The sequence below is a fragment of the Vibrio sp. WZ-1 genome (assembly GCF_052037695.1).
In the GTDB taxonomy this organism is placed as follows: domain Bacteria; phylum Pseudomonadota; class Gammaproteobacteria; order Enterobacterales; family Vibrionaceae; genus Vibrio.
In genome coordinates this window covers 1-14,794 of record NZ_JBQEQR010000079.1, presented here as the reverse complement: position 1 = coordinate 14,794, position 14,794 = coordinate 1, and the positions used below count along the sequence as shown (strand labels likewise).

The following is a 14,794-nucleotide window of genomic DNA, read 5'->3' as shown; positions in this document are numbered from 1 at the left end:
TTAAGGAGGCGCTAGGATGAGCTTCAAATCTCGCTTAGTGATGTTCACGAGCCTGTGGTTTTGTTTAGCTGCAGCCGTTATTGCGCTAACGTACAATTGGCAAAAAGAGACCATTGAATTACGTACTAAGCAGAGCCTACATAAAGACCTGGCTAGTCACATGCGTGATGATAATCCACTAATGATCGGCACGGATTACAACCCGAAAGCGCTCAAATCCATCTTTCATACCCTTATGTTGATTGGTCCGGATTTCGAAATCTACTTTCTTGATAGCCAAGGCAACATCACTACCCATGCAGCACCAGAAGGTGCAGAGATCATGGGTAAGGTGGATCTTAACCCAATTAAACGATTCTTGAATGACGAACCATTCCCCATCTTAGGTGAAGATCCTCGTAATCGTGGCGAGTACAAAGTGTTTTCCGTAGCAGCGATCGAAGAACTCGGCTCAACTGTGGGTTACCTCTATGTAGTGATTGGAAGTACCAGACATGATGCGATTGCCAACGCCCAAGTAGACACACCTTATATCGCGCTCGCTGGGTTAGTTTTAGTGTCTATTTTAGGCTTTGCATTAGGGGCTTATGTGTTGGTGAAACGCAGTTTATTGAACCCGATTGAGCGTGTGACCAATCAACTTCAACAACAAGCAGAACATGATTTCCGCCTGCAACCCGATTTTACCCGCCAAGTTCCGGAATTAGTACCGATAGCAAATTCCTATCAGCTGATGGCGAAGCATATCCAGCAACAGTTTTTGCAGTTGGAGTATCAATCGTCTCATCGTCGTCAAAGCTTATTGCAACTTAGCCATGATTTGAAAACGCCATTATCAAGCGTACTTGGTTATTTGGAAACGTGGCGTCTGCAGCATCCCGATTCTGATCCTTTGATTGATGTTGCTTTCCGAAATTGTGAGAAGCTGTCAACGCAATTGCATTCTTTGTTGGGCACCGCTCGAAAAGAAGCGCCTATGCCGAATTACGAGTATCGACCAGTGGATCTTGGAGCCTTGTTGGCAGAGTGCGCCGATACGATGCAGAGTCAGTTTTCTCGTAAAGAAGTGGTGTTGAAAGTGGATATCGATAACGAGATCCAAACCGTGGGTGACAAAGGTTTATTGGAGCGGTTGGTGCTTAACTTGCTTGAAAATGCGCTGCGCCATAGTCCAATAGATTCTGAAGTGTATTGCCAAGCCCATTTGAGTGAAGATAAATCGCGTATCCACTTCACCTTCGTCAATTATATCGAGAAAGAAGCAGAGGGCGGTTCGTTAGGTATTGGCACTAAGATCGTACAGTCTATTTTGATGCTCCATCATAGCTACCTAGAAACCAGTGCTACCCCATCTCGGTACCAACAAAAATTCACGTTGCGAGCTGTTTAGTCTTTACATATACCCAAGTATCTCAAGGTTACTTGGGTATATCCCAAGCATTTGAAAGCTACTTGGCTATATAGATCCTAACTTGCTTCCTAAGTGCTTTCATCCTTCTATTTCCCACTTAGCTTTCTATTTATTAATCAAGGGAGCAACTGTAGCCTAATATAGAGTCATCGTTTAATCATTCGCTGCTTTTCTTTCAATAAACGAATGATAGAACTGCCGAATTCAGTTTGTTCTGTTACATATTTGACGGATTAGACCTTGATATTAACTTTGTTATCTAAATTATGAAGAAAATATTACATCTTAATCTTTTTCATTACTCCCTCATTATAAATTCATTTTCTATCTATATTAGAGTTAAGTGTTTTAGTGAGTATTAAAATTTGTCCTTTGTTGTTTAAGTTCATCTCAAAGAACTGTTGTTTATATCATCAGATGGCATGAAAAGTGGAACTAAAGTCACTTAACAGTAGTTGAGAAATCTAAACTATTTGAGGATGAGTAATAATGGTTTAGTAACAGATAGTTACGGATTTAAAATTAATAACATGGCTAAACTAACGACAAGGATCGAAAAGATGAGCGACAAGGAATCTATTCAGACTAATCGCAGCCGCCGCAATTTCTTAAAAGGCGCAACTGGTGCAGTTGTAGCTGGTGTCAGTGCTTCCGCGTTTTCGGGTGCTGTCCAAGCCAAAGGACAGAATATCGACTGGAATAGGCTAGGTAAAAAGAACAATAAAGGCTTTTGGCGTAAAGTTCAAAAGCAGTTCGTATTGGATAAGCGAACGACTTACATGAATATCGGTACTACGGGGTCAATGCCAAGGCATGTTCTAGAAGGATATGAGCATAACAACAAGCTTGTTGCGAAATACCCGTGGGACATGAAGAACAAATTTGGCGCATGGCCTTATGTTGCTGAAATGGTAGCTGATGTTGCGCCGGGCTTTGGTGCAAATACAGACGAAATCATTCTGAGTCGTAATACTACTGATGGTTTATGTTCTATCATCAACGGTCTTCATTTCGAGCCAGGTGATGTCATCCTAACCACTCACCATGAACATGTTGCGGCTACTTCTCCGATGAACGTGGCAAAACATCGTTTCGGCGTGGATGTTGTAGAAATTCAACTTCCAGTTTTCACTGGTACAGAAAACGTGACGGAAGAAGACTACATTCAAGCGTTCCGTGATGCGATTGAAGCACATCAAAACGTTCGTCTGATTGTTTTCTCTCATATTACTTACAAAACGGGTACTGCCCTTCCTGCAAAAGCCATTTGCTCTCTAGCAAAACAATACAGCATTCCGACCTTAGTCGATGGTGCGCACACTGTTGGTATGCTCGATTTAGATTTTCACGATATGGATTGTGATTTCTATGCAGGATCTGGTCATAAATGGCAGTGTGGTCCAGGCGCTACAGGTATCTTGTATGTACGTGATAATGGTAACCGTTTGAACGAGTACTGGAGTGATCGTCAAAATCCATTGTGGTTGATTAACTCGTCTCTTTCTCATGCTGATTACCTAGGTAAGCAGTTACAAATGCAATACATTGGTAACGATAACTACCCGGCAAAACAAGCACTTGCTGACAGTTGTAAAATGTGGGATGAAATCGGCCGTGATCTTATTCAAGAACGCATTCTACAATTAAGTGAGATATGCAAGATAATGCTTAGTGAGTCACTGCCTGAGGCGCAAATATATTCGCCTAATGTAGAAGGGTTAACGAGCGGCCTAACGACCTTTAACCCATTTGATGATGTCACTGATGGGGAGCGACTAACTCTGTTCCGTGATCGTCTCCGTGAAGATTATGGCTACATTATTCGTACGACAAGCTTCAAATTGTACAAGGATGATTCGTTCGACACACACGCATTGCGTATCTCGACTCATTTATTCCATGATGAGAGAGACGTAGAAGGTTTGGTTAAGGCAATTTCAGAGTTGTACTACTCGTTCTAACGCTGTTGTTGTGCATCAAAGCGTCCTTAATTGGGCGCTTTATGAAAGAGAGGGACTAACCATGTCAGTGAAAACTATTAAGCAAACTATGACCACTCTTGCCATTGGTGTCGTGACATTGCTATCGGCTCAAGCCTCTGCTGGTGACTTGCAAGATATTAAAGACAGTGGTGTTTTACGTCATATCGGTGTGCCTTACGCAAATTTTGTCTCTTATATTGACCAAGGGGAAATGCAAACTTTAACAGGCCTTGATGTAGATATAGTTAAAGGTTTTGCTAAGTCTATTGGAGTTCGCTACCAATATGTCCCTGCGCAATGGAGCAATATGGTTGGTAGGCTGACAGGTCAACAAGTTGAGTACAGAGACGCACAATTGCTAGTCGGAGACAAAATGCCGATCCAAGGTGACCTTATTGCTAATGGCGTTACCATTCTTGATTGGCGTAAAGAGGTGATTGATTTTTCAAATGACTATTTCCCTTCCGCAGTATGGCTCGTGGCGCGAACGGATTCCGACTTAACGCCGATTACGCCAACTGGGTTAGTCGAAAATGATATCAAGAAAGTAAAAGCGCTCATCAACGGACGTGAAGTGCTAGCAATGGAGCATTCATGTTTGGATCCAAACCTCTATAATCTCTACGATACAGGGGCCAAGGTTATTTTGCCTGATGGTCAACGTCGATTGAATGAAATGGTACCAGCAATTATGAAAAATGATGCTGAAAGCACATTGCTGGATGTTGCAGATACACTGATTGCATTAGAAAAATGGCCGGGAGAAATCAAAGTCATTGGCCCTATATCAGAAAACCAAAAAATGGCGGTTGCCTTCCGCAAGGATTCTCCTGAATTAAGAGCCGCGTTTAACCAATATTTGAATTCAATTAAGCAAGATGGGACATACCAAGCCTTGGTAGAGAAATATTACCCATCTATTTACTATTTCTATAATGACTACTTCTTAGAAGATAGTAAGAAAGATATATGAGAAAGTCTGTAAAAAAAATATCAAGCAAGAAGATCATCACAATTAGTGCGATCTTAGTGTCGCTCTACTTGGCTATGATTATTACGGTAACAAGTTTAGGTCAACACAAATTAAAGGACTCTCAGCACCGAGAGCTGGATCTAAAGGTGAAAAGTTATGCCGGTACTCTTGATAATTTATTTACGATTGCCAGCGAAGACATAGACCATTTATCGACAGATAAAACAGTACAAACCTTTTTTGCCAACCTAGCATCAGGTATGTCGATGGAGTACGGTTTAGGCGCAAGTTTGATCAATCTAAAGCGAAAGCTGCGAGAAAAATCCGACACTAAAATCATCAACAATCAAGTTATCTATAAACAGCTGACGCTCATCGGCTTGGATGGGATAACCATCGCCACGACAGGAAAAAACTCTGGTCGTAGTGTCGATACGTCCAGTTTACTCAATGATCACGGCCACTCCGAAGAGGTGAGGGCGGTTCGTGAAGACGGCAAAGTGCAGATTCAAATCGTCAAGCAGGTCATGCTTTCTGGTAAACCCGTCGGCTATCTGATTGCAGACATCAACAAAGAAGTGGTGATTTCCCAATTGACCGATCAGGAGCACGAAGACAGTTACAGTCGAATGATTCTAAAAATCAATGACGTTGAAATGGAAGTTTGGGATTCGATTAGTCGTAAACTGGAGCAAGAAAATATCAGCGATCCTGATGCACTTTCCCAGGCACTAAAGCAGAAGATTTACTTTGAAGTGCCGATAGAGCGTCACCACTTTGAACTGATGGCATGGTTTGAGTCGTTAAGTGAACGCGATATCTATACTTCGCGAATTTTCATTACTGGATTGAGTATTCTCGCAGTCCTAATTGTGATTGGATTGCTGTATGCGTTCACCTTGAACAACACTCGCGTCGAACTGAAAATCAAACTGGAAGAAGAGAAGAAACGCAAAGAATTCTTGTCCCAACAAAACCAGCGATTAACCAATGAAATTGAACGTCGTAAATCGTCAGAGATGGAATTGGCTTACCAAGCAAAGCATGATGCTCTGACTGGCTTACCAAATCGTGTTTATGGCTCTGAACGTTTGGATTTGGAATTGTCGCGCGCGGAGCGAATAGACTCCAATGTGTTAGTGATGTTTATCGATCTCGACCACTTCAAGCAAATTAATGATTCGATGGGGCATTTTGTTGGTGATGAAGTATTAAAACTAGCGGCAGAACGATTGCACAACGCGGTGCGAAAAACAGATTTGTTGGCGCGTATTGGCGGAGATGAGTTCCTACTCGTTATACCCGATTTGCAAGATACCGACAGTGCTAAACGCTTTGCGACGACAATATTGTCTGTATTCAATGAACCGTTCGTTTGGCAAAACCACGAATTTTTCCTATCGGCGAGTGTCGGTATGTCGGTGTTCCCTGAAGACAGCGACAACGCAGAGCAACTATTAGCTTGTGCGGACATGGCTATGTACCGCGTTAAGCAAGATGGCCGAAATGCATTCTGCTTCTATGGCCACAACATGAACCAAGATTTGCAGCGATTCCTGGAGTTAGAAAGCCGTCTTCGTCATGCGATTTCTCATGATCTTCTAGATCTGTATTACCAACCTATCATCGATTTAAATAGTGGTGTCATCGTTGGCGCAGAAGCTTTGATGCGTTGGAATGATGAGAAGTTTGGCTTTGTAAATCCAGAAGAGTTTATCTCAATCGCAGAAAAGAATGGTTTGATTCACCAGCTGGGTGACTTTGCGATTCGCCAAGCGTGTCACCAAGCCGCGAAGTGGCAGGCGGACTCGCCTTTGTTCGTGTCGGTCAACTTCTCTAGTGTGCAGTTTAGATACTGTGATCGCCTCTTTGAACAAATCAAACTTCACCTTGAAGAGTCGGGGCTGCCAGCTGAGCTGTTTGATGTTGAAGTCACAGAAAGTCTTTTATTCAACCACAGTAATGAACTTGTGGTGATGCTAGACAACTTACGAGTACTAGGTGCGAAGCTCACCATGGATGACTTTGGTACCGGTTATTCTGCGTTAAGTTACTTGCAGAAATTCCCGTTTGATCGCCTCAAGATCGATCGTAGTTTTTTGCAGAACATGTTTGAGAATGAATCTGACCGTGAACTCGTTAACGTTATTATTGCAATGGCTAAAGCGCTGAATCTGAAGATCGTCGCAGAAGGCATCGAAGAACAGCGCCACGTAGATTACTTGAAAAACCTAAACTGTGAGTTTGGGCAAGGTTTCCACTATAGCCGACCACTGCCAGCAAAGGAGTTTGAAGCACTTTTAGCTAAGCCAACTTGGCTATAATTCCTTTCATTACAACCTCATAGAAAAGTATTAATTGGATTCGTGCCCTGAGTTCATTAATGCTTTTCCATCTTGAGGGATAATCGTTTTTCCTTCCTTGAATTACACTACACTTAATTGATGAGTAATCGGCTGTGACTCCTGTCACATAAAGGCTCAACCTTATTCTAATCGAGTAAAAACTCGACACTATAAACAGGAAGGAATTGCGAATGTCTTCTGCATTTTACCAACAGATTGAACAGCAAATTGAAGAAGTGAAGGCGGAAGGTCTTTACAAAGCAGAGCGTATCATCACGTCTCAACAGCAAGCGGCTGTTAAAATCTCTACTGGTGAAGAAGTACTAAACTTTTGTGCGAACAACTACCTTGGTCTTGCTAACCACCCAGCGCTTATCGAAGCGGGTAAAGCAGGCATGGACGAGCATGGTTTTGGTATGGCTTCAGTACGTTTCATCTGTGGTACTCAAGACATCCACAAGGAGCTTGAGCAGAAGCTTTCTAAGTTCCTAGGTAAAGAAGACACGATTCTTTACACATCATGTTTCGACGCAAACGCGGGCCTATTTGAAACTATCTTAGGCAAAGAAGACGCAATCATCTCTGACGCACTAAACCACGCGTCAATCATCGACGGTGTTCGTCTATGTAAAGCGATGCGTTTCCGCTACTCAAACAACAACATGGAAGAGCTAGAGCAACAACTGATCGCAGCGAAAGAAGCGGGTGCTCGCCACATTCTTATCGTAACTGACGGCGTGTTCTCAATGGACGGTGTAGTGGCAAATCTTCCTGCTATCTGTGACCTAGCAGAGAAGTACGGCGCATTGACCATGGTTGATGACTCACATGCTGTAGGCTTTATGGGTAAAACAGGCGCAGGTACACACGAATACCACAACGTGGTTGACCGTATCGACATCATCACTGGTACGCTAGGTAAAGCGATGGGCGGCGCATCAGGCGGTTACACATCTGGCAAAGCGGAAGTGATTGACTGGCTACGTCAGCGTTCTCGCCCATACCTATTCTCTAACTCAGTTGCTCCTGCTATCGTAAACGCATCTATCCGCGTTCTAGACCTACTAGAAGAAAGTGGTGATCTACGTGATCGTCTATGGGAAAACGCGGCACACTTCCGCGCTCGTATGGAAGGTGCTGGCTTTACTATGGGTGGTGCTGACCACGCAATCATTCCAATCATGCTTGGCGACGCAAAAGTAGCAGCAGAATTCGCAGAGCGCGCTCTAGAGAAAGGCATTTACGTAATCGGCTTCTCATTCCCTGTTGTACCAAAAGGTCAAGCGCGTATCCGTACTCAAATGTCTGCGGCGCACTCTCGTGAGCAATTAGACCGTGCAATCGACGCGTTCATCCAAGTTGGTAAGGACATGGGCATCATCTAAGTTTCGTTTCCCCTTCCCAGCCCCCTCCTAACGCAGAGGGGAGGAATTAAAAAGAGAAGGGGAAAGAGCTAGAGTTTAAAAACAAAAGGCTTTCCCAACTCTTCGGAGTCGGCTCATGGGCAAAGCCTTTATTTCTTTTTTAAACACGATTGATAGAAGATTTTTTGTCACGCATAGAGCGGGGCAATATTTGGTGAATACTATGAAAATTAAAGCACTATCAAAGCTAAAGCCTGAAGAAGGCATCTGGATGACTCAGGTTGAGAAACCAGAAGTGGGTCATAACGACATTCTGATCAAAATTAAGAAAACCGCTATCTGTGGTACAGACGTACACATCTACAACTGGGACGAATGGTCACAAAAGACAATTCCAGTACCTATGGTTGTCGGTCACGAATACGTGGGCGAAGTCGTTGCGATTGGTCAAGAAGTTCGTGGCTTTGAAATCGGCGACCGCGTATCTGGCGAAGGTCATATCACGTGTGGTCACTGTCGTAACTGTCGCGGCGGTCGTACTCACCTATGTCGCAACACGATCGGTGTTGGTGTAAACCGTGAAGGTGCATTCGCAGAATATCTAGTGATCCCAGCGTTCAACGCGTTCAAGATCCCTGAAGGCATCTCTGACGATCTAGCGTCTATATTTGACCCTTTTGGTAACGCAGTGCACACTGCGCTTTCTTTCGACCTAGTAGGTGAAGACGTGCTTATTACTGGTGCTGGTCCAATCGGCATCATGGCAGCAGCAGTAGCGAAACACGTGGGTGCTCGCCATGTGGTTATCACAGACGTAAACGAATACCGTCTAGAGCTTGCTCGTAAGATGGGCGTAACTCGCGCAGTCAACGTTGCTGAAGAGAAGCTAGAAGACGTAATGTCTGAGCTAGGCATGACAGAGGGCTTCGACGTAGGTCTAGAAATGTCTGGTAACCCAGCGGCATTCAATTCAATGCTAACAACAATGAACCACGGTGGTCGCATTGCACTACTAGGTATTCCACCATCAGACATGGGTATCGACTGGAACCAAGTTATCTTCAAGGGCTTGGTTATCAAAGGTATCTATGGCCGCGAAATGTTCGAAACCTGGTACAAGATGGCTTCATTAATCCAATCTGGTTTGGATCTATCACCAATCATCACGCACCACTACAAGATTGATGACTTCCAAGAAGGTTTCGACGTAATGCGCAGTGGCATGTCAGGCAAGGTTATTCTTGATTGGGAGTAGAGCAAAGCTGGTAAAATAGTCCCTAGGTTCTCTTAGGAGAATTTTACCTCCGCCACTCTGGTACCAATTAAAAACTCCGAAAAACTACAGTGTTTTTCGGAGTTTTTTGTAAGAGAGTAATATTTATCACCTCATGAACTCTTTTTAACTAACGCCTTCCATACTTTTGCTTACTTACCTCTTTTAACCGCTTTACATAAATCTTCGAAATTATTAATTTTTCCTGAATTTTCTACCTATTTAACTGAATTACTGATATGGAACTCTTTTGATTTTATCGGGCTACCACAGAGTTACTCTTATATTGTCACACATGGTCAGCGAGCAAGAAGACCATAATAGTCACAATAGCATTTCTATAAACTCCAATTACCTTTTATTAAAGCTAACGTTTAATATACATGATTCTATAATGGTATAAGTTATGTTTATGATGGTATGAATTAACGTTATTTCCACTAATGAATATTATTGTATATAGTCGGGGGTGCTATACCAAAATGACTATTTTTCTCAAAGCAGAGTTTAATATTTCTACATCTATTAATGATTTTAAAGGATTGCATAATGTTTATTGGATTCGCTTTGGTAATTTTAACAATAAACATTCTGAATCCAGTACATGCAATTCAATTTAGCTATGATGATATGGGGCGCTTAGCCAGTAGCCAGTTTAACAACTCTGCAAATGATAAAACAGTATTCTATGTGCATGATAACTCATCAAACGTAACTTCAGTATCTAAAAACAACACAGAAAATAAATACAATAATATTGATTTATATTTGTTTTTTGAACCTGTTCAAAATCATAGCGATACAGTCATAACATTTGGTGTTGAAAACTATAAATCAGATTTTATTTATGATCTATATATATCAAAAGACCTGTCCCCTTTATTATACAATAGCTTTGAGCATTCAGGTTCTGTGTCTTTAGATTTATCTTCAAATGTATCCTCACTTTTTATTCAAGTTGTGGCTTGCAACAAATACGGTCAAAAATTCACTTCGAATATAAAGAAGCTCGTTCCTCTCGATAGCGATGAAGATCAATTTCCTGATCACGTTGAGTTATCGATATGTAGTGACCCTAATAATGCAGACTCTGACGGAGACGGTTTGTCGGATGGTGTTGAACTGGGGGGCAAATCGGGATGTTATCTAAGTGACCCATGTAATTCAGATGGCGATGGTATTGATGATGCGTATGAGTACGCACAGGGCTGGAACTTACAAGGTTTTGATGTAGCAGAAGTTTAAGAAAGCCTTTGCCTACATGGTTTTCATCCCTTCAGGTAAACAAGCAATAACGCTGATGTACAGAGTTACATGTTGACACCACCTCAAGCGGGTGAGGCGGAGCTGTTGGCGTATTACGATTTCAGTCGTTACCGCGGGTTGTGGGTAGAGAACGTGGCGACAGGTGAGTTTGATATGAAGCTGTCTGAATTGAACATTATTAAAACAAAAACGAATGAATAGGGTATTAGGAATGAACAGTTACCGCATCAGTGCGCTGGGGTTAGCAATTTCAGTCGGTCTAGTTGGCTGTGGGAGTGAGACTCAGACATTAGACACAAGGTTAGTTTCTCCTGCGTTAACAGAAATGGACTTATCCACGCCTCCAACGCATCAACAATTGAGTGAGGCTGGACAGCTAGGTGGCGTCTTATCTCCCACTTACCCTGTTGAGGATAAAGTCGACCCAAATTCCTTTCATCTCATGGATCTAATAAGTAATGATGATGAGGAAGAGCGTTTAGCTTTTGGGCAAGCTATACAGAATTGGAACAAACACCAGTATGCGTCGGCATCGTCTGAGTTTGATGTTTTTAGGAAACAATATCCCAATAGTGCTTGGGCGTCGGAAGCAACGTTACATATGGCATGTAATGCGCGCTTTACGGGGCAATATTCAACAGCAAGCCAGCTGTTTAATGAGGTCATTCAAGCAAATCAAGATTCTGACTATTCCGGGGCTCAGCAAATGGTTGCCAAAGCGAAGAGCCGCTTGGCTGTACTTCGGCTAATGGAAAATAACCCAGAAGAAGCAAAAAACTTGTTTGCTGATGTTGCGACGCAAGCCCCTGACTGGCGTTTAAGAACCTATGCCTCCATTTGGCTTCGAAAGTTATCTTTGCTTGAGCAAGATGCCGGCGGTCTGTTGGACTGTGGAACCCGTGCTCTTGCCTACTTACTCAATCGTGACGGGCATTTTAATGAGTCTGAAAAGGTGCTTGCTTATGTGCCAGCTAATGAGGCAGAAGGCTTCAATATAGAAGAGTTGACGCAGTTGGCTGTCCAATATGGATATCATGCGCTAGCGGTTAAAGCCACTGTTGCTGAGTTAGCTGAGCTATCAGAGCCAGCTATCTTGCAAATTAGCCGAGCTAGCACTGGTGGCAAAGGGCATTACTGGGTGCTTGAGAGAGTTGAAGCCGGGCAGTTTCATATTGTAGATCCGCAGATGAATCGACGCTTCCAATTCTCAGCAGAGCAGCTAGAGAAGGAGTGGCAAGGTAACGTTATCTTATTGTCCCAAATATCGACACCACAAGTGGGGACATTACTGTCTCTTGAAGACGCAAAATCGACCCATGGGGGATGCTGTGGTATCCAGCGTCCTCCGAGTGAGGGAGGGGAACCTGGTTCAGAGCCTGATGATAACGCTCCTAATAAGGAAGGCAGTAACGCAGACAAAAGCTGTCGTGGCAGAGGCGCGCCTACTTGGTCTGTCAACATGGTTAACCTCAACCTCTATATGACAGACACGCCATTATGGTATGACAACACTATCGGTCCGGGGGTTGAGATAAAGCTGAGTTACAATACGCAAAGTGTGCTCGCACAAAATGAGCCCTTTGGACATCGATGGATGTTCAATTACTCGTCTTATTTAGTTGTTGACCCCGGTGGTGCCGTTACCATTTTTGAAACGGATGGTAGTGAAAGTGTATTTGTACAAAACAGCAAAGGAGAATACCAATCAGACCGCTATTCATCGACATCGTTAACTCATGATGAACACGGGAAATGGTCACTCACTTATGCGGATGGCTCACAACGAATCTATGGTGTACCTGAAGGCACGAAAGCGCTGCAAAACTTTTTGCTTGCGGAAGTAGATAACGCTGGTCATCAAGTGTCGTTTGGTTACGATGAAAATGCCAAGATGACGCATGTAACGGATGCATTGGGGCGTGTTACTCACTTGCATTACAACTCATTGGGTTTGATTGAAAGAGTCGATGACCCTTTCGGTCGTTATGCGTTATTTGAATATGATGAAGCACGTAATTTAGTTGCTCTGACTGACATGGAAGGCTATCGCGCGGCCCTCACCTATGGCGAAGACCACTTGGTTACGTCGTTGACTGACGCTAAAGGCACAACACAGTTCAATATAGAGCCTGCTGACGGTATAAAAAACAACTTTAATGCCTACAATGCTCCGGGTACTGCGATGTGGGAAAACTACCGAATTACAGTAACCTTGCCGACTGGAGGGAAAGAGGAATATTATTTCGATGGTTACCACAAAAAGTCTTGGTATGTAGATGCTGATCATTATCAAGAATACGGCAGCTCAAAAAACAACTCGCACAGTAAAACCCCGAAAACAGTTTATGAATTTGTGGTGCCAAACGGTCGTAGTGGTGAAATTTCAAAAATTACTTATCCAGATGGTGCCAGTGTTGCTTATAAATACTACAGCAACAACAAGCTTAAATCGGTAACGGACCCTTTTGGACAAAAGGTCGAGTACTCGTGGACTAAAACTGGTCAGCTCTCGCGAAAGGTTGATTCACTTGGGCACTCAACGCAATTGACTTATGCGGACAATGGGCTCGATATGGTTCGGATCTCCAGTCCATTTGGCGATGAACGATTTACCTACGATGATAAGCACCGTGTTATCCAGTACACCGATGTGGATGGGTTAAGTACGGGGTATGGTTATGATTCAAACGGTAACTTGATTTCGACTACAGACGCGAATGGCGTAACAACGGCACTGGATCGCGATGACAAAGGGCGAGTTACGTCTATACGCGTTGGTTCGGAGATCGTCAGTCGTTACGAATATGATGAGATAGGGCGAGTGATCTCGAACAAAGATGCTTCAGATTACGAAACGCATTTTCAATACAACAAGATCAACACCCTAATTCAGATCCGAGATGCTGCGAATCGAACGACCCAGCGACAGTTCGGCAGTTGTCCTCGTGTCCTCGAAAAAGAAACATTACCAGGCGGTCGGGATTACCAATATCGATATGATGCCCAAAAGCAACTGACGGAAGTGATCAACCCAGCAAAAGGACGTATCAAAATTGGTCGCTCCAAAAGCGGTCAGATCACTTCATTGACGGATCAACATCAAAACCAAACATCTTTTGAATACACGACCTCAGGTGCGCTAAGTAAGAAAATCTATCCCGATGGCAGTGTTTTAAAATACAAATACAATAAAGGGCGAATAAAGCAAGTAACGAATGCTAGGGGCATCACGAAAACCTTCCATTTCAATAAGAAACAACAACTCTATAAGATTGACTACAGTGACGAAACACCAAGCGTTGAATACAGCTACAACGAGCTCGGTCTGCTTAGCGAAGTAAAAGATGCCATTGGATTTACCCGTTACCAATATGAGAAAAATGGACGTCTTTCTGAAATTGATGGACCAAGAGACAGCGACACCATACGCTTGCAGTATAACCGTCTCGATCTGTTATCTGAGCTGTATCTTGGTGAGACATTAAATACCGCTTATCAGTACGATGAATTAGGGCGAGTGGTTGAGATTAATGCGCTAGGGCAACGATTTACTTATCACTATGACCATTCACCATTAGCCTTTTCTACGAGTGTCATTTTACCCAATGGCATTACCAGAAAGATGACGCTGGATGAGTTGGGTGACTTGAGTGCTATCACTTACAAGAGTAAAGATACCACGCTGGTTGACTATCAATATCGATTTGATGAAGCGGGACAATTGGCAGAGCAAACGGGAACGCCAGCTTGGATATTACCTAAGCAGGCAGCCTCAGCTCGATATAACGAGCTCAATCAGATTACTGAGTGGAATGGGGAGACCAACGCGTTTGTTTATGACAAAGACGGTAACCCTACCAAAGGTGTTTTAGCTGATGGCGTGCCTTTTGAAGCGAAGTACGATGCAGAAAACCGATTAACAACGCTGAACTTTACGCGCGATAACGTTCAATATCGTGAGCAATTTGCTTACGCGCATGACCATATGTTGGCTCAATACCAGTTGTACAAAGACAAAGCGCTGGTCGAGGAGAAGCAGTTTGTTCGTTATGGGTTAGTTGAGCTTCAACAACGTAATGCTCAAGGGGAGGTAGTTCAAGAATACGCTTGGGACAAGTCAGCGCTAGGTGGTATCGGTGGTTTACTGGTCGCGAAAACAAATAACGATGTCTATACCTAT

9 protein-coding genes are annotated in these 14,794 nt (G+C 43.3%); all 9 read left to right on the top strand.

Annotation, left to right across the window (positions count from 1 at the left end):
• Window positions 1–16: 16 nt before the first annotated feature.
• The gene (locus ACTS60_RS14825) at window positions 17–1,390 is read left to right on the top strand and encodes a histidine kinase dimerization/phospho-acceptor domain-containing protein (RefSeq protein ID WP_440888864.1); all 1,374 of its coding nucleotides are present in this window, start codon (window positions 17–19) and stop codon (window positions 1,388–1,390) included.
• Window positions 1,391–1,971: 581 nt separating this feature from the next.
• Complete coding sequence (locus tag ACTS60_RS14820) at window positions 1,972–3,372, top strand: aminotransferase class V-fold PLP-dependent enzyme (RefSeq protein ID WP_440888863.1); 1,401 nt, start codon at window positions 1,972–1,974, stop codon at window positions 3,370–3,372.
• Window positions 3,373–3,433: 61 nt separating this feature from the next.
• Complete coding sequence (locus ACTS60_RS14815; RefSeq protein WP_440888862.1) at window positions 3,434–4,366, top strand: transporter substrate-binding domain-containing protein; 933 nt, start codon at window positions 3,434–3,436, stop codon at window positions 4,364–4,366.
• Window positions 4,363–6,690, top strand: coding sequence for a putative bifunctional diguanylate cyclase/phosphodiesterase (locus ACTS60_RS14810; protein WP_440888861.1), 2,328 nt, complete (start codon window positions 4,363–4,365; stop codon window positions 6,688–6,690). Before ACTS60_RS14815 ends, ACTS60_RS14810 begins: the two co-directional genes overlap by 4 nt.
• Before the next feature lie 212 nt (window positions 6,691–6,902).
• Complete coding sequence (locus tag ACTS60_RS14805) at window positions 6,903–8,096, top strand: glycine C-acetyltransferase (RefSeq protein WP_440888860.1); 1,194 nt, start codon at window positions 6,903–6,905, stop codon at window positions 8,094–8,096.
• 202 nt (window positions 8,097–8,298) lie between these two features.
• Window positions 8,299–9,330, top strand: coding sequence for an L-threonine 3-dehydrogenase (gene tdh / locus ACTS60_RS14800; protein ID WP_440888859.1), 1,032 nt, complete (start codon window positions 8,299–8,301; stop codon window positions 9,328–9,330).
• Between the two features lie 567 nt (window positions 9,331–9,897).
• Complete coding sequence (locus ACTS60_RS14795) at window positions 9,898–10,593, top strand: hypothetical protein (RefSeq protein ID WP_440888858.1); 696 nt, start codon at window positions 9,898–9,900, stop codon at window positions 10,591–10,593.
• Window positions 10,594–10,662: 69 nt separating this feature from the next.
• Window positions 10,663–10,815, top strand: coding sequence for a hypothetical protein (locus ACTS60_RS14790; protein ID WP_440888857.1), 153 nt, complete (start codon window positions 10,663–10,665; stop codon window positions 10,813–10,815).
• A 10-nt stretch (window positions 10,816–10,825) separates the two neighbouring features.
• A partial coding sequence (locus ACTS60_RS14785) for a cysteine peptidase family C39 domain-containing protein (protein ID WP_440888856.1) occupies window positions 10,826–14,794 on the top strand: 3,969 nt, incomplete at its 3' end.

What these genes read in the sequence shown, in the direction of transcription:
- ACTS60_RS14825 (WP_440888864.1), top strand. Translation starts at nt 17, where the DNA reads ATGAGCTTCAAATCTCGCTTAGTGATGTTCACGAGCCTGTGGTTTTGT.
- ACTS60_RS14820 (WP_440888863.1), top strand. Translation starts at nt 1,972, where the DNA reads ATGAGCGACAAGGAATCTATTCAGACTAATCGCAGCCGCCGCAATTTC.
- ACTS60_RS14815 (WP_440888862.1), top strand. Translation starts at nt 3,434, where the DNA reads ATGTCAGTGAAAACTATTAAGCAAACTATGACCACTCTTGCCATTGGT.
- ACTS60_RS14810 (WP_440888861.1), top strand. Translation starts at nt 4,363, where the DNA reads ATGAGAAAGTCTGTAAAAAAAATATCAAGCAAGAAGATCATCACAATT.
- ACTS60_RS14805 (WP_440888860.1), top strand. Translation starts at nt 6,903, where the DNA reads ATGTCTTCTGCATTTTACCAACAGATTGAACAGCAAATTGAAGAAGTG.
- tdh (WP_440888859.1), top strand. Translation starts at nt 8,299, where the DNA reads ATGAAAATTAAAGCACTATCAAAGCTAAAGCCTGAAGAAGGCATCTGG.
- ACTS60_RS14795 (WP_440888858.1), top strand. Translation starts at nt 9,898, where the DNA reads ATGTTTATTGGATTCGCTTTGGTAATTTTAACAATAAACATTCTGAAT.
- ACTS60_RS14790 (WP_440888857.1), top strand. Translation starts at nt 10,663, where the DNA reads ATGTTGACACCACCTCAAGCGGGTGAGGCGGAGCTGTTGGCGTATTAC.